The sequence below is a fragment of the Pontibacter silvestris genome, from assembly GCF_020907275.1.
Classification (GTDB): Bacteria; Bacteroidota; Bacteroidia; order Cytophagales; family Hymenobacteraceae; genus Pontibacter; species Pontibacter silvestris.
Genome location: NZ_JAJJWI010000035.1, coordinates 1 through 20,428 on the forward strand (window position 1 = coordinate 1; position 20,428 = coordinate 20,428).

At 41.5% G+C, this 20,428-nt stretch carries 12 protein-coding genes; 4 read left to right on the plus strand and 8 right to left on the minus strand.

The window, feature by feature from the left end:
* Window positions 1–193: IS3 family transposase (locus tag LN995_RS19835; RefSeq protein WP_229962832.1), on the plus strand; the 193-nt coding region annotated here is incomplete at its 5' end.
* Between the two features lie 53 nt (window positions 194–246).
* A complete protein-coding gene (locus tag LN995_RS19840) occupies window positions 247–480 on the plus strand; it encodes a hypothetical protein (RefSeq protein ID WP_229962833.1) in 234 nt (77 codons plus the stop codon).
* A gap of 163 nt (window positions 481–643) precedes the next feature.
* On the opposite strand, the gene LN995_RS19845 is transcribed toward LN995_RS19840, so the two are convergent.
* From LN995_RS19845 to LN995_RS19880, 8 genes are all read right to left on the minus strand, one after another.
* The gene (locus LN995_RS19845) at window positions 644–1,576 is read right to left on the minus strand and encodes a cyanophycinase (RefSeq protein WP_229962834.1); all 933 of its coding nucleotides are present in this window, start codon (window positions 1,574–1,576) and stop codon (window positions 644–646) included.
* 96 nt (window positions 1,577–1,672) lie between these two features.
* Complete coding sequence (locus LN995_RS19850) at window positions 1,673–3,859, minus strand: penicillin acylase family protein (RefSeq protein WP_229962835.1); 2,187 nt, start codon at window positions 3,857–3,859, stop codon at window positions 1,673–1,675.
* A 46-nt stretch (window positions 3,860–3,905) separates the two neighbouring features.
* Window positions 3,906–5,351 carry an amidohydrolase gene (locus LN995_RS19855; protein ID WP_229962836.1) on the minus strand — a complete coding sequence of 482 codons (1,446 nt, stop codon included), beginning with the start codon at window positions 5,349–5,351 and terminating at the stop codon, window positions 3,906–3,908.
* 106 nt (window positions 5,352–5,457) lie between these two features.
* A complete protein-coding gene (locus LN995_RS19860; protein ID WP_229962837.1) occupies window positions 5,458–8,418 on the minus strand; it encodes a DPP IV N-terminal domain-containing protein in 2,961 nt (986 codons plus the stop codon).
* Window positions 8,419–8,707: 289 nt separating this feature from the next.
* A complete protein-coding gene (locus LN995_RS19865) occupies window positions 8,708–10,144 on the minus strand; it encodes a SusD/RagB family nutrient-binding outer membrane lipoprotein (RefSeq protein ID WP_229962838.1) in 1,437 nt (478 codons plus the stop codon).
* Between the two features lie 17 nt (window positions 10,145–10,161).
* On the minus strand, window positions 10,162–13,389 hold the full coding sequence (locus tag LN995_RS19870; protein ID WP_229962839.1) for a SusC/RagA family TonB-linked outer membrane protein: 3,228 nt from the start codon (window positions 13,387–13,389) through the stop codon (window positions 10,162–10,164).
* 429 nt (window positions 13,390–13,818) lie between these two features.
* Complete coding sequence (locus LN995_RS19875; RefSeq protein ID WP_229962840.1) at window positions 13,819–14,913, minus strand: serine hydrolase domain-containing protein; 1,095 nt, start codon at window positions 14,911–14,913, stop codon at window positions 13,819–13,821.
* 208 nt (window positions 14,914–15,121) lie between these two features.
* A complete protein-coding gene (locus LN995_RS19880) occupies window positions 15,122–16,213 on the minus strand; it encodes an alpha/beta hydrolase family protein (protein WP_229962841.1) in 1,092 nt (363 codons plus the stop codon).
* Window positions 16,214–17,282: 1,069 nt separating this feature from the next.
* Here LN995_RS19880 and LN995_RS19885 point away from each other — a divergent pair.
* Together LN995_RS19885 and LN995_RS19890 are read left to right on the plus strand one after the other, a co-directional pair.
* Window positions 17,283–18,599 (plus strand): TldD/PmbA family protein, encoded by a 1,317-nt coding sequence (locus LN995_RS19885; RefSeq protein ID WP_229962842.1) that lies wholly within the window; start codon window positions 17,283–17,285, stop codon window positions 18,597–18,599.
* A 98-nt stretch (window positions 18,600–18,697) separates the two neighbouring features.
* Window positions 18,698–20,386, plus strand: a complete 1,689-nt coding sequence (locus LN995_RS19890; protein WP_229962843.1) for an amidohydrolase — start codon at window positions 18,698–18,700, stop codon at window positions 20,384–20,386.
* Window positions 20,387–20,428 lie beyond the last annotated feature (42 nt).

The window sequence follows — 20,428 nt, forward strand, 5'->3', positions numbered from 1 at the left end:
AGAAAGCTTCTTTAAGACGATGAAATCAGAAATGGTGTACCACCACAGGTTTGCCACCAGACAGCAAGCCCAGCTGGCCGTGTTTGAATACATCGAAGGTTTCTACAACAGAAAAAGGAGGCATTCAGCATTAGGCTACCTGACTCCTTCCCAGTATGAACAATGGCTATACCAACAAAGTATGGCTGCCTGAAAAAAAGCCTCCAGTAAAACATTGCAATTCCAGAGCTAGGCGACCTGCAGCAGGTGACGGCCCTGGTGGAGGGGCAGGAAACCAAGAGATTCATTGAGGCCAGCCCGCAGTACAAGACCATCAATGTGTTTGGCGAGCATATGAAGCCCGTAAAGAGGGAGGCGATCCTAAGGCAGGAGCCAAAGCAGGAGACAAAGGTTAGGCAGCAGCAGAAAACAAAGCAAGGCTTACCGGCTAAAATCCAGCAGGAGCAGAAGCGCTCCCGCAGGGAAGGGCAGGCAAAGTAGCCGCATTGCCCTCAAGCATCAGGCAATTTTTAGCGGTCATGAGCAGGATACGGTTGTATATAAATCTTTCTGGCGGCAATTTTAGATATTCATGTATATAGTACAGCTAAATCTACAGCTTGATACACCGGGCATCACCAAAGGTTATGGCTTAGTGCATTACCTATCTGTTGTAGGATGAAGGTTCAGCAGGCTTCTCAACATTTTTACCTATAATACATCTTTTCCCTAAATCATATTTTTGTCCTTCGCTTAAGAAGAAAAAAGGTCCTGATGAAAGAGTAGAGCCTTTATTGATATCTACACGGGACTTGTCCTCGGAAGCTATTATTGTATTGTAGTCATAAACAGCTACATAGGATTTTCCTATTACCTCCATGGTATCTTTTTGTACAACCACAGCAGTTGCTTCATCCAGCCCTATGCCTATAAATGTTGGTGATTGCTTGATAAACTTGATCAGATCAAACTGTCTGTTTCGTTTAAGCAGATGTTGATCTATTACAGAGTTTTTTAAAAAACCAAGCCCTTGAGTGTGGTCACCTATCAAAATATCAGCTCCTTTTGTATCACCCCTCCACAGGAAAGAACCTTGAATGCTGGCCCCAGCTGAACTACCAGCAATCACACCTCCTCTGTTCAGTACATCAAAGAAAGCTTGATGAGTAAGTGTATTTAAATAGGAATCAGCTATTCTCCACTGGCGGCCACCCACAAAATAAACTCCTGTCGCTTGTTTTAATGGTGCAATAAATTTATCACTGTTAGCTTCCTTTAAATTATTTGTATGTAGCAAAGTAACATGCTTCACTCCGGTTTCCTTTTTGACAGTTTCTATGTCTCGTGTATCAAAAGCCGCAGAGTCTCCTGAAGCAGTGGTAACCACCACTATCCTTGCTTTATCTTTTCCTCCAGCCAGTTCAACAAACTTGTTCCAGATTGCGGCTGTGTGCCCCACATTACCTCCAATAATGATAAGGGTCCCATTTTCCGGTCCGTGCCTTGTAGAAGATGCTTTAATTTGTATAGGAGTCTGAGCAAAAGCATTTGTCATGAGAAATGCTGCAATTGCAAATACTAAAGCGGACTTTTTCATAATAATCTTATTAGTTATTCTCCTTGAGGAGGATTCAAGCCCAACTAAAGTAGGACTCTAATTCACCTCCTTTTTAAGCTTCTAGCAAATCCCAAATTACTCCCCCGGATGATAAACCTTTTCAGCCCCTTTTTTTACATCTTTTTTATAAAAAACAATGTCTTTATAGTTATGATTAATGTAACCATCTACTTGGTCAGTGAAATGTGGTGAATCTGGCTCTGAGCTAGCACCGCCTGTTAAAATTGTTTTGGCTTTTAACTTGTCTCCGAATTCAACTAAAGCCACAAATGTATTACCCGTCACACCATATCGTTTTTTTGTTCCCGGAGCTTTCTTACTTACATAGGCATTTAATGAACCTAAGTAACCTGGTGTAGCCGGAACAGCCCAACTTGCTTTTTCATCACTTACATTTTGTCCGTTCGGGTTACGCTGATAACGGTTAACACTTCCCCAGCTTACTTTCCAGGTGCCATGGTCTTTTTGCAATTCCGAAACAACTGCCTTAAAACTATCTACCAGTTGCTGCTCTGAAAGGGTATTGGTTGAAACTGCCGCACCGTTAGTAGTCGAATATCTTTCTTCCATTGTAAGTGGCTTTGGCAGACTGGCAACGTTTAGCTCAATGATCTTTTCAATCCACATCACAGCCAATGTAGTTGCTACTGAACCAGTGTCGGTTCTGAAGTCCCATGCTTTTAACGCCTGAACTGGACCTGCAAGCTCAGAAGTGTCAGTAGTTACGTTATTATAAGCCGCAATAAGATCAGGAATAAAACGTGCTGCATTTGGCAAATAAGGATCATGAGCAGCCTCTATGACATCATCCATTGTGGCGTTCTGAACTTTATTAAGTACTCTTACGGCATTCATTGCCCTTGGCGTTTGCCCGTCAGGCAACATGAACAAAGGCTTATTGCTCATCAATGTATCATACAACCCAGTAGCATATAACACAGTTGAGTTACAGTTTTGCAGCCAGCCACTTGCAGGATTCTTATAATGAGGAATTTCGTCAAGGGAATAAGTTCCTTTCCATTCGGTAGCATCCGTACTTCCATCTACCGGGCGTTTCCAGTCTAGTGAGGGATCTTTTTGAGGAACAAAATTGCCATGCCAGTATGCTATGTTTCCATCTCTGTCTGCATACACAACGTTGCTTCCGGTCATGGCACGCCTGTTCATAGCTGCTTTAAACTGTTCAAAATTCTTAGCTTTCATCTTCTCCCAATGCATGGCAAGCAAGTCAATATTTGCATCAATGGTTTTTAAAGCAATCCATTTATCATTTAATATAGAAACTATTGGCCCATGGTGCGTGCGGTAAACTGTAAACGTACGGTTGAGTATTTCATTATCCTTTTTGTAGGGAACCGTAATCTCCGTGCTATCTACTGGGCGTAGTGCTTCATTGTACTTGTAGAAATATTTTCCATCTTTCTTCTCAACCGATTCTGCATACAAGTCCTTTGCATCAGATAAAGATACCGGATGCATCCAACCTAAATATTCATTAAACCCTTGAAATATACTAAACTGCCCATTAAAAGGAGCTCCATAGGAGTTTAGCCCTTCTTTGCTTACCACATGTACTTCTATACGCCCATAGAATGCAGAATGGGGATTAATTAAAAGCATTGCATTTTTACTTTTAGTACGCGAAGGTGCTATTGCCCACCCGTTAGAGCCTGCTGGTTCATTAAATTCATCTACTTCTTTCATGGGTGCAAAGGAGGTTGATCGAGGAGCCTTCTGAGAGTATAAAGCTTTGAAATCCTCCTCGTCCACATTGCTACCACCTACCGAAGGAATATTGTTCATCAGGCACATCCATGGCTCTACCCGTGTGATGAGCTTTGGCTTTTTTTCAGGGTGAGTAACCATATAAAAATTGATACCATCAGCAAACCCATCACAAAGCTTCTGAAGCCACTCCGGTGATTCTTTGTACAGTGCCTTTGCTCGTAAAGAATCTGTATAAATGCGCGACCAGAGATCTTTATAAATAGCTGATTCACCATCTATTTCAGCCTGACGGCCAAGCCTGTTGATCAGTGATGCTTCCACCTTCTCAAAGAACTCTTCACATTGCACATAGCTCATTCCGAATACAGCCTGAGCATCGGTTTTGGCATATACATGCGGAACACCCCATTTATCTTTAATGATAGTAATTTGCTTTGCTTCCTTTTTAAAAGCTTTGATCTCTTTAGGAGAAAAGGTCTGGGCCTGAACACTCCCTGACAAAGCAATAAGTAAAAGAACTAATAACTTTCTCATTTAATTATAGATAAATTATTTGTGTGAAAAGAACTATAGCTTAGTATTATTTGCGATAATCCAGTGCAGGTTTACGATTACCCAGAAGAGCCTCATACTTGAAAGCATTACCTTGCTTCTGCACTAGTTCAGTTTCAGCTTCTTTCACGACAGCAGGGTTTTTAAAAATATCATATGCAGTGAGTGCCATGGCTTTAGCTGCCACCATCATACCTTTAGTACCTATGCTGGTACCTCCTGCGGCTACAGCCTGCCAACTGTGCCCTGGTGTGCCTGGCACAAAGGTAGCCGTACGAAGTCCGGCTGTAGGTACTGTCCAGCTTACATCTCCAACATCTGTAGATCCGCCTCCGCCAGCTCTTATTTTTTCTACTCTAAAGGGTTGTATTTCCTGAGCAGACTCTAATGCAGGCTTATCGGCAATAAAAGACGTTTGAATTTTATTTGCGAAAGTTTTTTCTTCTTCTGTGTAATCAACGCCACCTACAACTGAAAGATTTGCATGCATTAACTTTGAAAGCACCTCGTTAGGAAGCGTGTTATAAACACCTCCTGTTATTTCATACTCCATGGTAGTTCCTGTTCCCAAAGCAGCTCCTTCCGCAGCTTTTACCACACGTTCCCATGTCTCTTTTACCTCATCCATTTCCGGATGCCGCACATAATAGTATACCTCGGCAAAAGCAGGAACTACGTTGGGGGCTTCTCCTCCTTTGGTAATTACATAATGGATTCGGGTATCAGAAGAAACATGTTCACGCATCATATTCACCATATTATTCATTGCCTCTACTCCATCCAGTGCAGAGCGTCCCCGCTCAGGTGCCGCCGCAGCATGTGAGGATGCACCGTGAAACCTAAACTTCCCAGATTTGTTGGCTAAAGAAGAGGAGGCATTTGCCAGGTTTCGGTCAGCAGGGTGCCAGTGCAATACTGCGTCAACATCATTGAACAAGCCAGCTCTTACCATGTATACTTTACCTGACCCTCCTTCTTCGGCAGGTGTCCCGAAAACTTTGATGGTCCCTTTTGTGCCGGAGTTTTTTAGCCAATCCTTTACTGCTACTGCCGCCGCTACAGACCCTGTTCCAAACAAGTTATGACCACAGCCATGTCCGGCAGCTCCTGCAACGGCCGCTTTTTTCTCTGGAGCATCTACCTGAGACAAACCTGGTAATGCATCATATTCTGCCAGTATTCCTATTACAGGTTCTCCACTACCATATGTTGCTACAAAAGCCGTCGGAATTTCAGCCACTCCTGGTGTTATCTTAAAGCCAGCCTTCTTTAACCGCTCTTGTAGCAAAGCTGAGCTTTTATCTTCCAGATAACCCGGCTCAGCATACTCCCATATCTTTTTGGCTACTCCTGCATAAGAAGCTGTTTCTTTATCAAGTGAAGCCAAAATCTTTTCTTTATCAGGATTATTTTGAGCAATAACGCTAAGTGATAAGCAACACAGAATGCTTAACAGAGTAGTTTTTATATTCATGAAATGTATCAGTATTGTAGTTCTTGCATCTTATAAAGTTTGCCCCTGAGCATAAAGTTTGCCCCTGAGCAACACTTTTAGTTTTGTTTCTGCGCAACCATATGGGCTAAGGCCTTTTAAGCAGGTCTTCTATTTTATGTACTTCCCCGTTCTTGATCACCATCTGTACATTTAACGCATCTTTGATATTTTTTAAAGGATCACCCTCCACAATAACCATATCAGCTAGCTTACCAGCTTCTATCGTACCAAGATCTGCCCCTACCCCAACTGCCTCAGCTGACCACAAGGTAGCCGCACGTAAAGCTTCATAAGGACTAACTCCCCCATCAACCCAGCATTGCAGTTCCACTTGTAGGCTAAGCCCATTTGGTATATGCGGTGAATCTGTTCCTGGCGTAACACGCGCACCTGCCTCTAGAAGCGCTTTAACAGAGTTTTGTATATTTTTGTATTGACTATGAAAATGAGGGTTGCCCTCAACAGTTCTTGTTGCTCTGCTCTTCAGCTCTGGTATTAATTCTTCAGAAAAGAAAGCTTTGAACTGTGGATGATCAAATAAACTTGGATTGCTTAGGGCTATTGCCGAAAAACCTCCGTGAAGCGAAACAGTTGGGGTAATATTAGTGCCTGACTTTGCCAATAACTGAATTACATCTTGGTAAGAATTATTAAGGGCTGTAAGTTTAGGAGAGTATCCACGGCGACTGGTGGCTCCCATATGTTCTACTCCGTCTGTTCCATAGCTTACAGCAGGATAAATTTCATGAGACGAGACCGGTATCCCATGCTTGTGGGCAAAGGCTACCACTCTTTGCTGCATCAAGTCTGGCATACGTACATACGTCTTGATCATATCATAGTCAAGCTGCACAGCACGCTTAAGTTCTAACTCCAATGCGCCGCCGGAAGGACTGCTTACATTCCTGTTGTAATAAATACGGTTACCTTCCATATGACCTCCGGAGATAAAGGTTCTAGGCCCTATTCGTCGTCCACTGGCCCAGGCTTCTCTTCGCTCAATGCCGTCATAAGGATCTGTACCAGGCTCCCGAATAGAGGTTATACCGTAGGACAGCCATAGTCTTCCTAACGGCTCTCCAAAAGTCGCATTCTGATGCGTGTGCATTTCAAAAAGACCAGGAATAACTGTTTTGGTAGAAGCATCAACTAGTTTACCTTGTCGGTCGGCCTGATGGGGCAATATTTCTTTGATCCGATTTTTTGTAATGATGATATCAACATCTTCAAGGTATGAGTCCGTCTGACCATCAAACACTTTTCCAGCATGAACTACCAATCTATCTTTAGGCTTTGGGTACTGCCAGGTTAAACTCAAACGCCAGCGCTCAGTTCTTCCATCTGCAAGAAAAACCTGTTTAAGTGTATCTACAGCCAAATAGACAACACTTTTTGAGTCAGCTGTCCAACTAGGTGCTTCTGCTAATTCCTTTGTTAAGCGCTCAGGAGGGCCTATCAACTGTCCTTTTTCATCAACTGGAACAATCCACAGTACTCCATCCATTGTATAAGCCATCATACGACCATCTGGTGACCAAATTGGCCCATTTACTCCGCGAGTACCTAAAGAAACATCAGGTACTGGTGTTACAAATTGCTTTACTTCTTTATTTAAAGAAAGAAGCATAATCTTACTTATTCCTTCTCTAAATCTGGAGGAGTAGGATTGTACAGCTGAAATAGCAACATGTTTACTATCTGGCGACCAGGAGGCCCTTCCTCCATCAAATAAATTCTCATCTATAGTTACTATCTCTCCAGAATGTATGTCTATCATGTTCAGCAGAACACGACCATACCCATTTGGAGCAGGTTGATAAAAAGCTATTTTTTTACCATCAGGCGACCAGACAGGAAACTTGAGACTCTCTTTTAAGTTTAAAACACATCGTTCCTTACCAGAAGACATGTCTCTTACCCAGATGTCCATATTGCCGTTTTTGTCTGATGTATAAACTAATTGCTTTCCATCTGGTGACCATATTGGGTCAATTTCTATAAATGGATCATTAGTAAGCGCGACAGGTTCATTTTCACCTTTCCTTAACATCCAGAGATCACCTAGTGCAGTAAAAACAATTTGTCTTCCATCCGGTGAAACGACAGGACTCCTGATACCTTTTACAGGTTGAGGAGCGAGAGTATCAAAGTTATATTTCTTTCGCGCATAATTCTCCCGGCTCAATGTAACAGTAGCCTGAAAGGGAATAAAGTCAGCTTCTTTTTTTCCAATTTTCCGGCGTTTAATTTTACCATCAGCGGTATAAATAAACTCCTCAGGCGATATCCAACTCACTCGGAAGGGAAACACATCTTCTCCAGGCGCCGTAAGTGCTTGTCCTCCACCATCGCCTAAGAGAGCAGCTTGCAGCACACTTTCTCCTTTTGAAAGAAAATTATAAATTATCTGAGCACCATTACTAGACCAAGAAGGTGCCGCTAACCTAGCTTCGCTTTGAACAAGCAGTTGCTCATTTCCTTCTGTATTGAGTACATAGACACCAGGTGCTTTCTTTCGTTCTGAGACAAAAGCTATTTGTTTACCATCAGCTGAGAAGGCTGGATAATAATCATTGGCAGGATCGTTGGTTAATTGATTGAGCAGATTGGAAGCTAAATCTATTTGCCATATATCATAATTTCCGGAACGATCAGAAGAAAATATCAAACTACGACCATCAGGTGCCCAATAGGGTTCTCGCTCATCATAAACGCCAACAGTAATTTGTTGAAGATTAGTACCATCTTTATCAACAGACCAGATATGATAGTTTCCATCTCTGTAAGATTGAAAAGCAATTTTACTTCCATCTGGAGACCACACGGGCTGGCGGCTATCGCCTAAAGCATCCGTTAAAGCTGTAGCCTTCCCTCCCTGTACAGGTACTACCCAAATAGTGCCTTGCAAATCCATAGCAATGGTTTCCTTATCAGGGGATAAATCTACAGCCATATTGGTTCCTTCCGTAATAGTAACCTCAACTGAATCAAACTTAACAGGTACTGCCGCAACTAAATTTGTTTTGAAAAACAAATTAAAAGCCATTATGCTAACTTTTAAAAGAAAATAAAAGCTCCTCATTTTAAACATGCTTTGTTGGCTTATTACCTTTAACTTCAAATATCAAAGTAGATACATTGATAACTACATCTAAACTCAGGCAGAAATACTTCGCTCCACCTGCACATAGTCTATTAAGCCCCTTCTACTTTACACAACTAGTGTTACATAAGCTTTTCATTACCTCTCCTAAAGGCCTATAGCAAACAGAGTTCCCATGAATGATCAGCTTCATTGCAAAAGCTATGAGCAATGAAGCTGATCATTTTGATGTTTATTGATAAATATATATTGGATCAAACAAGCTAGGAGTCGGGTTCGGACTGTTGTTATTTGAGTTAAGCTCATTCTGAGAATAAATGAATCTACTAGGCAGGCGGTCTCCATTATTTGGCTGTAGCTTAACGCCATAGGCCTCACTGCGAGTACGTCGTTCATCGTTCCAACCAATGTGCTGACCATAAAACGTAACATAGCGTTCTTGTAGAATTTCTCTTAACAGGGCATCCTCTGGAGATATGCCATCTGTGTTCTCAATACCACCCACCGCAAAGTCCTCGGCTACATAAGGTTCATAGTTAAGTGTAGCGCTGTTTTGGTAAGTTGGATCAATATATCCTCCCATGTCCAAAAAATTACGATATGTGTTAAGATGACCTAATGCTATGTCGAAACCTTTACCCGAACGCAAAGCTGCTTCTGCTAGAGTTAATATGTTTTCCTGATAAGTAACCATAGGGAAGTCCGCATCCATTGCAAAAAAACCTCTGGCTGAAGCAGTAGTAAGCGTATTTGGCTCAATTACGCCTGGTGCATTAACTCCATTTTCTAAATAGTAATATTTGAAACGAGCTGTTTCATCTGTCTTGGGGTTACCCCGATACATAGCGCTAGATGGATTTAGCAGTTCTGCATTATATGCCCCTTCAGCCGTTATACTGCCTGCTCTTACATCAGTTAACAAACTGTAGGTATGATTTTGATTGACGTTAGGAGTTGTACCATGTGGAGCATATAAGGAATTAGCATAGGCGCTGATACCTTTTTCAGCAGCTGCATAGGCAGCATCGTATTGTTTGATATCCATGTAATAGCGAGCCTTCAGTGTATTGGCAACTTCAATCCACTTGATTGCATCACCACTAAAATGGATATCCTCGGCCCCTACTGTTCCAACACCCGACTCTAAATCAGCAATGGCTTCATCCAGCCGTGCAATTAGCTTCGGATATAACTCCTGTTGATTTTCAAATATGGGATTATCTACTAGCCCAGCCTCCTCATACGGAATATCTCCCCAAAGTTCAGTGGCTGTACCCAATGAGTTTACCTGAACAATCTTAGTTATGCCGGCCATTTTTCTGTTGCCCAGCGCCTCAGCTTTCTCAATAGCTATTATAGCATTTTTATTGGTACCTGTAAAAACATTATTCCAGTCATCATCAAAGTTACTAGCTGTAATTGAATATGTATACCAGGTTCCGTATTGTTGAAAAATGCCCGTTCCATATCCTGTCCAGATAAGGCTTAATCTGCTTGCCTGTCCTTCTTGTACTGCCACGTTAGCTATCTGAGTCCCTGTAAAAACGAAGTTAGCAGGAGCGTCAGTTGGATTATTAGGGTCTACATTTAAGTCATCTACAATCTTCTCACACGAGAGCAAGTGTAGGCTAACCAAAACTGCTACAACAGGTTTATATATTCTTTTCATTTTTTTCTGAGCTGGAATTAGTAATTGAACTTAATACTAAATAGTAATGATCTTGTGCTTGGGTTATTGAAGTAGTCTACACCACGTGCATTCCCAACACCGGAAACGTTTGTTTCAGGGTCAACACCCTCTATGTTTGTCCATAGGACAGGGTTACGGAGCGTTACGGCAAAATTGATCCCCTGTAGCTTTGTCTTATTGCGGAAACCTTCCGAATTCAAGGTATAACCTAAGGTTATTTCCCGGATGCGTGTCCAGCTTCCGTCACTCACGAACTGTTCTGTCATCTGGCCAGAATGCCCCCCCAGCGTAGTATACCAGGACTGGTCTAGCAACACAGGACCAGCACCAAAATCAGCAATATTTCCGCGTACTGTGCTACCTGCAGGTATAATATTCCCGGCGTAGTTGTACATATCCTGGCTAAGAGTAACTTCATTGCCTACATCAGCATGTGTTCCAAAGTTCACCAACACTCCTCTGGTACCCTCATAAAAATCTCCGCCCTGCGAAGTCTCAAACAGTACATTCAGAGAGAAATCTTTATAAGAGGCATTCGTACCAAAACCACCTCGCCAGTCCGGGTTTGGATCCCCGATGATGGTAAGTTCGGGAGAGAGTTGGGGAAAGCCATTTTCAGTTAGGTTTAGAGAACCATCTTCATTGCGCAAAGCTGTTCCCCCGTAAAAAGATGACAATGCATAACCAACCCGTGCTACAGTAGCCAGAGCTCCACCGGTTAATACGATATTATCTGTACCTGCTAAATCCGTTACCCTGTTTTTATTACGGCTCCAGTTGGCAAAAACATTCCAGCTAAAGTCTTTCTTTTGCAACACATTGAAGTTAAGATCAACTTCAAGACCTTTGTTTTCCATACTACCTGCATTCGTGTATCTGCTACTAAAACCGGAAGAACCTGCGACGGCAACGTTTAATAACAGATCTTCTATTTTATTTTGATAGTAGGTTAGACTGGCAGAGAGCTTATCATTAAAAAAACGTAAATCTGTACCTATTTCCCATTCTGTTTTTCGCTCTGGTCTCAGGTTAGGATCACCTTGTGAGGCGCTTTGGACATAAGCGCCGCCGTACCCTGTTCCACTTATCGGATTTGCATAAATACCGCTAAAGGAAGCATTAATATAAGGTGTTGTGTTCTGATAGGCATCTGGCTGTATACCAACCACCCCATAGGCCGTGCGCAATTTACCAAAAGAAAGAATACTACTATTGTTTAAGCCTGAAAGCTGGTTAAACTGCCAAGCCACATCTGCTGAAGGATAATAAAAAGTAGACTTTGATTCACTTCCGAAAGTTGATCCAGACTCACCTGCCGCCGCAACATTAACAAACAACTGATCATAAAAGCCCAGATTGAGGCTGGAATACAATCGTGCCATTCGTCTGTGAGTTGTACTTGTATATGGATAGTTGTTTTCCCTGATAGAGTTATCAAAATTTGCAGGGGCATCAGGTATAATAAAGTTGTTCATTACACCTCCCTGGTTATAGTATTTCCGATCATTTACGTTGAAACCTAAAATAAACGTGCTTGTCACGTTTGCTCCAAAATCTCTCATAACCCGGCCAATTACATCTCCGTTCAGCTCAGTTTCTCTAATTGTCCGTTCCTCAAACTGACCACGTCCAGAATTTGAGGCATCCGAAACTGGGAAGTTAGTAATGCGCCTGTCTGTATAAGTATCAATACCGCCACGAGCTGTTATGTCAAACCAGTTTAGGGGGCTGATAACTATTTCTGAATTTACAAGAAAACGATCAACTTCTGATGTATTGGTTTGCTCATTGATTACCCAAAGGGGATCATTATAACCTGGATTAGCTGAAGCACCTAATGGGTTTCTGTAAGCTCGTTGCCTATTAGGTATAGCGGAGGCAGTAGGAGAAGAAAAATAATCGCCTATCCATGAGCGACTATCAAAATCAGGAGCGGTACGGGTCATACCAATATATAAACCGGCTGCGTTGTCTCCTTTTTGTATCCGGTTAGAAGAGGTTCGCACATAATTTGCATTGGTGGTCGCTCTGATAATTTCATTAAACTGCCTGGAGCTGTTGAAACGAACAGAAGTTCTTTTATAATCACTCTGTCCGGCAAAAATTCCTTTCTGACGTAAATCTCCTAGGCTCATGTAGAAGTTACTTTTTTCATTGCCTCCACTTAAACTAAGATTGTTATCAAAGTAGGTACCTGTCCTGAAAACAGCATCTTCCCGTTCATCCACATAAGTCTCTCTTGAGTTTTTTTGAATGATTGGATAATAGACTTGACCATTATAGGCCTCGAATCGTGCTCCATTCATATTTACTTCATCTGCACCTCCAGAGCGATCCGCAATTTTATCACCCCAGGAATAGGATGACGTTGGACTGTAAATACCATTAGAGCCTTGTCCATAGGACTCTTGCAAGGGGTGCAGCCTGTTTACTTGGTCAAATGAAGCCGTTGTACTATACGAAATATTAATTTTGCTGTCGTCTGCTCCTCTTTTAGTAGTAATAACAATTACGCCATTGGCTGCCCGGGAGCCCCATAAAGCAGCTGCTGAAGCCCCCTTCAACACCTGCATAGAGGCAATATCTTCCGGATTTATGTCATTTAAGCGGGATTGTTGGGCAACACCTCCCCTTGCATCACCAATAGTGTTATTACTCATGGGCACACCGTCTATAATTACCAAAGGTTGGTTTGAGCCAGTGATCGTGTTTTGTCCCCTGATTTGGATATTTGATCCGGCACCTGGATCACCAGTAGAGCGATTGATTTGTACACCGGCCGCACGTCCAGCCAAGCCGTTTATCACTCCTGTTTCCCCAGAACGCGTTATATCTTCTGCTCTTACGGTGGCAGCCGTGGATCCAAGTTTATCTTTATCTTCTTTGAAGCCTAAAGCTGACACAACCACTTCCTGTAGTTGTTCCGCATCTGATGCCAAAGTCACATTGATAGTAGACTGGTTACCTATCACAACTTCTTTGGAAACCATACCTATAAAAGAAAAAATAAGTGTACCGCCTTGCTCAGGAACAGAAAGTTGATAATTACCTTCTATGTCTGTAATAGCACCTGTAGTAGTCCCTTTTAAACCGACACTAACTCCAGGAAGAGCTGCCCCATCATCCTGTGAGGTAACTTTACCAGATACAGTAAGGCCTTGTGCTATAGCATAGCTACAATGCAGTAACCATACAAACACTACCAAAAGTAAATTTTTGTTCATGATAAACTTTGTATTAAAGGTGAAAGTGGTTAGATAAAATACAGACAGAGGAATTCCAGCTTATTACTGTTTCAATAGCAAAAGCTCCTATTTGTTATATAATATTTAATATTATAATAATAAATATTATATCATTACAAAACAATAATTTTTGCCAAATTTTAATTTTAATACCTATAATAATATATAATTAAACATGTAACTAACCTATCAGTATCAATAACAAAAACCACATATTAATATGTAAAAATCATTAATATGTAATAGTACAATAAATACTAGAGAGTATTAAGTTTAAGAGCAAAATCAACATGACAAAGGAAAAAAGGTTAGTTGCAACCATTTTATGCTAATCTGATGCACGTTAAACATTAAGTTTAAGAGAAAGCTTTGCTCTTAAACCAGACAATACTATTGTTAACTTACACGCTATTTCCGACTGGCCTTTAGGCCAGCCTCTGCTAAAAACATTTCAGCTAATGCCAACGCATATTCCGTCACGTTAGAAACATATGTATTAAATTGAACAGCGACTACCACTTGCTCATCAGGAAAATTCATAAGAAAAGAATTTGTGCCTTTTACCGATCCGCTGTGCCCGTACCAGGTTCGACCTAAGTTATCCTGTCCACTCCACCATATAAGCCCTTGGCCAAGCGGCTCTTTCTGCTCAGTAGGATTGAATGCTTTCTTGTTCTTGTCAAACTGAGGCTCGTACATCTTTGCAAGCGATTTTGGCTTTAATAGTATCCCCTTGTTCAGAGCTAAGGCTAACTTCACCATGTCTTCCGGAGTGGAAATAATGCCCCCACTAGCATACTTATAGCTTACATCTTCGTAAGGGGCATTTACCAAAACACCTTTGCTGTCCCTTACATATCCTTTACCTCTTCTAGGAATTATCCTGGCTGGCACATCAAAGCAGGTAGTAAGCATGCCAGCAGGAAGCCACACATTTTTCCTCATATAATCTTCAAACCCCAAGCCGCTTACCTGTTCCACTATACCATGCATTAAGGCACTGGAGAAAGAAGAGTATGAATAATAGGCACCGGGATCGAACAGGAGCGAGTCGTCACGAAAAATAGTAGTAGATTCTTCATAGTTGTCGTAATGCCTCATACGCTTGGCATTATGATTCTCTTGGTCCTTCTTTGTGTAGTGCCTCATTCCGGATGTGTGGGTCAGGATCTGGTTGATTGTAATAGGCTTTTGCTTCCTTGGCATGTATGGCAGGTATTTCTGAACCTCATCATCCAGGTTAATCATCCCCTTCTCAACCAGTTGCAGGATAGCTACTACTGCATAGGCTTTGGAAATGGATCCAATATTGTGAATGGTCTTTCCGTCCTGCGGAACTTGATTATCTAAATCTGCATAACCAACTCCTCCCGAATAGACTATTCTTCCATTTACTGCCACTGCCGCTGAAACACCGGGAGCTCCAGTTTCCTCAGCTATTCTTTGCAGATAATTCTTTACATACCCCTGATCTGGAGCTAGTTCTCCTGTAAAAAGTGGCACACCCTGTCCTACAGCTGTACTCTCTAAGAGTGACAGTGAATAGAAACACGACAAGATCAGACAAAGTCTTTTTGTATAAATAGCAAAATAGCGCATATAGCTCGGTATAAGAAATGGGATCTGTCAGATTATTGAAAAAATACGAAGCCTTGCGAGCTTTCCGGCATATCTAACTTCATATTCCATACGCCGCTCCCGCTTTAAATCCTTAAAATCTATAGCCTGCTTTCTTTAAATCCCGATAAGACTTAAAAGCATTACCTGGCTTTAGGTAACTTGCTAAATACTTGTATACTTCTAACCTAATTTCTTTCGCTCTTTTAGTATCAATGCGATTAAAGGTGTGGCCACCCGGAATATCTTCATATATTACATAGTCAAACTTCTTATCTTCTGCCTTTAATGCCTGTATCAGATGCTCTACCTCAAGTACATTCACATCTTCATCATTGGTATTGGTGTGAATGAGCAGCGGTGTCTGTAACTTTGCTGCGTTCCAGGCCGGAGATCGCTTTCTATACTCTTGCACATTCTCGAAGGCATCTTTCCCGATATGATAGTCAGCAGAATATGCATCTCTATAGCCCTGCGTTTTATATCCCATCCTGGCTACTAAGTCACTAACAGGCACTCCGGCATAGGCAACACGGTAGTCTTTCGGATGTTCGAAAATATTTATCAAGGTAATCATCCCGCCATGGCTCCAACCTAGAATTCCCACACGGTTTCCATCTATAAACTCATAGTTCTCCAGCATGTAGTCTCTGCTTGCTTTTACATCTTCGTTCTCTAACCCACCATAGTCAATCTGCTCATAGAACCCTCTCCCATATCCGGTACTACCTCTATATTCAGGCGCAACTATAATATATTCTTGCGCTACCAGCTCCCGGATAATGTGGGCATAGAAAGTATTGAAATTTGAGTGTACTCCCCCATGAGGAAGCACTAATAAAGGGTACTTCTTGTTGGTATCTATATTTTTGGGGATAAACACATAAGAACTAAAGCGAACCGGATTGTTGGCTCCCTGCCCGGTAGGATTCTTTACCACTCTGGGAGGCGGCCCGGTCATGTTTACCTTATCGACATAAGCAACATCGCCTATTTTATGATACCAGGCAATATCATCAATGGCCTTATTGAGTTGGTCAAAATTATAGCGCAAGCCTGCTAATTGCCTGCTTAAAGACGATATCTCTTTCTGTAGTTCCTCAGTACTTTGAGCAACTATAGAGTAAGGCAATAAAGAAAACGCTAGTAAACTAAACAGAATAGAGTAAAAGTTTTTACACTTCATAGGAGTTAAAAGACTTTGAGTTGATAAAAAAATCTATAACTAGAAATTAAATCTCCCTCTGAAGGGTAAAGGATGTAAGCTTACCTTATCACATTTTGCTAAGCATCTTAAGTAAGCTGTTTTGCTCTTTCTATCCTTATTCTTCAGGAAATCAGGTTAAATTCAGCAACTTGGTTTCGGCACGACTAAGTAAGCCGTTCAGTCAGCATCTAATATTTTCTTATTGAAAGAAAACCTAAAGATGCTATTATTCCAAAACCATGAATTTCTATATTTATAAATAATCTCACCTGCTTTTGAACAAGGAGTTATCAAAGTCAATCTGGGTATTAAATGAATACTGCTTTCATTGTGCAGGTATGTACATGTTCTGCAAAAGCACTTAGAGCTTTACCCATATGGGGTATCACAAACCACACTACTTCCCATGTTCAAAGGCTACTATTGTCTTATGAAGTAAATAGTCGATGTCTCTCTAAAAGCATTGTTATGCCTTTACATTATTAATGTAAAAATAATTATGACTTTCAATGCAACAATGTTAAAATTTAATAAATTATGATGCAAATTTTTAAATAAAATAATCAAGTATAACATACTTGTATAGCCTTATTTCTGTAACTTCTTAAAGCTGTTATGATATATTGAAGAGCATTTTTGAGATAAATAACTTTAACACAAGATTAAATTCAGATTCATTTCATTTCAAAACACATCTCTTTACAGCAAAAAAATAAAAAAACAGCATTAATATTTCCATTTTAATAATAAATTATTAATTTAGTCATCAATTTATTTTTTAGTTGTTTTAAACTAGCCAAAATTCTGGTTGACCTGGAGTTTTAACAAAGCCCCTCTTATGCTGTGAGCATATCATTGAGCATGCTTTTATATAAGGGCCCCAAGTCATTTACTTTATTCCCTGAGCCCAACTTAGCATTAACCGTACTGTTGTGGGTGCAAAGGCGTTAATATCCTTTTATAGTAGCTTTAAATATAAACTTTTGCCTCTTTTACCAAAGAGAAAAACCAGGGTAAAAGATGTATCAACTTAAATTGTTTTTGATATATGGCTGTTTTAAGCAAAGAAGCATCACAGGTTATCTTGAATAAAGCCTTGCAGCTTTCTAAAGCTGATGAGTGTGAAGTAACATTAAGTGGTTCTATAGAGGGCAATATTCGATCTGCAGGAAACTCTGTTTCAACGGCCGGTGAAAAAGATAAAACAACTCTAAGTGTAAGCGCTACTTTTGGAAAAAAAACAGGCTTTACTACTACAAACGAGTTTAACGATACGGCACTGGAAAGAGTAATGTCCAGAGCTGAGGAGTTGGCAAAGCTGTCTCCGGAGAACCCTGAGTATATGCCTCTACTAGGCCCTCAAACATACCAAGAGGCTATCACTTTTAATCCTACCACGGCAGCTGTTTCTTCGGCAGATCGCGCTGAAGCAGTAGCTAAAAGCATAAGTATAACGAAAGCTGCTAATCTGGAAGCCGCAGGGTTTCTAAACAATACAACAAGCTTTGTAGCTATACAAAATTCTAAGGGCCTTTTTGCTTACTATAAAGAAACAGACGTTTCATTTTCAGTAACTGTCAGAAACCAGGAAGGAACCGGGTCAGGACATATAAGCCAAAGTTTTCATGACTTTTCTAGACTGGATACGGCAGCTCAAACCAAAATCGCAGCACATAAGGCCGTCTCTTCTGCTGGTGCCCAGGCTATTGAGCCAGGAAAATACACTGTTATTCTGGAGCCATTGGCAGCGAGTGGTTTACTAAGGTTTCTGATGAATGGCTTTGATGCTCGTAATGCTGATGAAGGACGAAGCTTTATGAGTAAAAAGGGAGGAAGCACACGGCTTGGTGAACAACTCTTTCATGAAAAGGTAACTATTTACTCTGATCCGCTACATCCGGAACTACCCTCACCTACCTGGAACAATGAGGGATTGCCCTTAGATAAAAACATATGGGTAAAGAATGGTGTGGTCCAAAGCTTGAGTTATTCTCGGTATTGGGCTGATAAAAAAGGAGTTAAACCAAAACCTGCTGCTACTGCAATTATTATGGAAGGTGGAGAAGGTTCTGTAGAAGACCTCATTAAAGAAACAGAAAAAGGAGTCTTAGTAACCCGCTTCTGGTATACCAGGATGGTTGACCCACAAACCTTAACGCTTACCGGATTAACCCGTGACGGTACTTTTTACATTGAAAACGGCAGGATTAAATTTCCTATTAAAAATTTTCGCTTCAACGAAAGTCCTATCATCATGCTAAATAACCTTGAAATGCTAGGAAAGCCTGTCCGAAGTGGTAACATGATTATCCCTCCCATGAAGATTCGAGACTTTACGTTTACTTCTCTTTCTGATGCAGTTTAACCAATCAGGTATTCATAGTATTTGGCAGCTTTAAGCATTCCTATGCAAGTGATGAGCTGTAGCATCTTCAAAATTTTACCTAACCTACAAACCATATTATGAAGAAGTACTATACAATGTTTAGAAGAAAAAATTGGCTGGCTTTCCTAACAGCCTGCCTCTTTGGCTCCTTCTCGGTTATACCACATTTCACTTCTGCACAGGTAAAAAAAGTATCGCAGGCAAAGCTCAAGGCGATGAAGCAAGAACTGGTCACAGAAATTGATAATCAGAAAAAGTCCACCCAGGAGATGGTAGACATGATTTTCAGCTTTGGAGAGCTTGGCTTTCAGGAGGAAGAGACATCGCGTTACCTGACGGATATTCTGGAAAAGAATGGCTTTACTATAGAAAAAGGCATAGCAGGTATCCCGACAGCCTGGACTGCCAAATGGGGTTCTGGTAAACCTGTCATTGCCATAGGTAGTGATATTGATGGCATACCAAAAGCTTCTCAGAAACCAGGAGTAGCCTATCATGACCCCATTGTAGAGGGAGCTCCCGGCCATGGAGAAGGCCATAATGCCGGGCAGGCATTGAATGTAACGGCAGTGTTGGCACTTAAAAAGCTAATGGAAAAAGAGGGCTTATCGGGCACACTGTTGTTGTGGCCTGGAGTAGCCGAAGAACAGGTAGCGACAAAGGCATACTTTGTGCGAGACGGCTACTTTAAAGATGTTGATGCCTGTATTTTTACGCATGTAGACAACAACTTCAAGATTAACTACGGAGACGACGGTGCTAACGGGGTTGTGTCTGTGGAATTTTCATTTGAGGGGGAAGCTGCCCATGGAGCTGGTGCTCCATGGAGGGGCAAAAGTGCCTTGGATGCTGTAGAACTGATGAACGTAGGGTGGAATTACCATCGTGAGCACATGGAGCCTACGCAACGCTCTCATTATGTAGTCACGAACGGAGGAGATCAACCTAACGTGGTACCCTCCAAAGCTTCTGTATGGTACTTCTTGCGTGATCGTACCTATCCTAAAGTCAAGAATATGTACGAGGACGCTATTAGAATAGCAGAGGGAGCCGCTTTGATGACAGGAACGAAAATGTCTTACCGCATATTGGGCAGTGCCTGGCCAAGACACTTTAATAAACCCATTGCTGAGACCATGTATGAAAACATAAAGGCAGTAGGTCTGCCGGTATGGAGTGAAGAAGACCAAACACTGGCAAAAGCAGTACAGGAGGAAGTGAGTGCATCTAAAGCAGGCAATGACAAAAAGCCGGCAACAGGACTTGCCACAAAACTAAATCCACTCGGTACTCCGGTAAAGTTCTCTGTAGGAGGCGGTTCAGACGACATTGCCGATATAACATGGAATGTTCCGACTGTTACGCTACGATTTCCCTCCAACATACCTGGCCTGCCAGGCCACCATTGGGCAAATGCCATTTCCATGGCAACACCTATCGCCCATAAAGGAGTGACAGCCGGAGCAAAGGTAGAAGCATTAACGTTACTGGATATGCTGGTAAAGCCGGAAATTATCGAAAGTGCCTGGACATACTTCACCAATGTGCAAACTAAGGACATAAAATACACCCCTTTTATTTCAGAAACGGATAAGCCAGCCATTGAGCTTAATACTAAGATTATGGAAGAGTTTCGCCCGGAAATGAAGAAATACTACTATGATCCAACTAAATACAGTACTTATCTAGAGCAGTTAGGCGTGCAATATCCTACCCTCCGAAGCGATCAAAAAACACCCAAAGCACAATCAGCAGGTGATCAGTGACAGACAAGATTTTCTTTTATTAAACTTCAACTACAGAAAAAA

Bases quoted from the DNA above. Each gene is read 5' to 3' on its own strand.
- LN995_RS19845 (WP_229962834.1), bottom strand. From the start codon at position 1,576: ATGAAAAAGTCCGCTTTAGTATTTGCAATTGCAGCATTTCTCATGACA.
- LN995_RS19885 (WP_229962842.1), top strand. From the start codon at position 17,283: ATGGCTGTTTTAAGCAAAGAAGCATCACAGGTTATCTTGAATAAAGCC.
- LN995_RS19860 (WP_229962837.1), bottom strand. From the start codon at position 8,418: ATGGCTTTTAATTTGTTTTTCAAAACAAATTTAGTTGCGGCAGTACCT.
- LN995_RS19870 (WP_229962839.1), bottom strand. From the start codon at position 13,389: ATGAACAAAAATTTACTTTTGGTAGTGTTTGTATGGTTACTGCATTGT.
- LN995_RS19890 (WP_229962843.1), top strand. From the start codon at position 18,698: ATGAAGAAGTACTATACAATGTTTAGAAGAAAAAATTGGCTGGCTTTC.
- LN995_RS19850 (WP_229962835.1), bottom strand. From the start codon at position 3,859: ATGAGAAAGTTATTAGTTCTTTTACTTATTGCTTTGTCAGGGAGTGTT.
- LN995_RS19880 (WP_229962841.1), bottom strand. From the start codon at position 16,213: ATGAAGTGTAAAAACTTTTACTCTATTCTGTTTAGTTTACTAGCGTTT.
- LN995_RS19865 (WP_229962838.1), bottom strand. From the start codon at position 10,144: ATGAAAAGAATATATAAACCTGTTGTAGCAGTTTTGGTTAGCCTACAC.
- LN995_RS19855 (WP_229962836.1), bottom strand. From the start codon at position 5,351: ATGAATATAAAAACTACTCTGTTAAGCATTCTGTGTTGCTTATCACTT.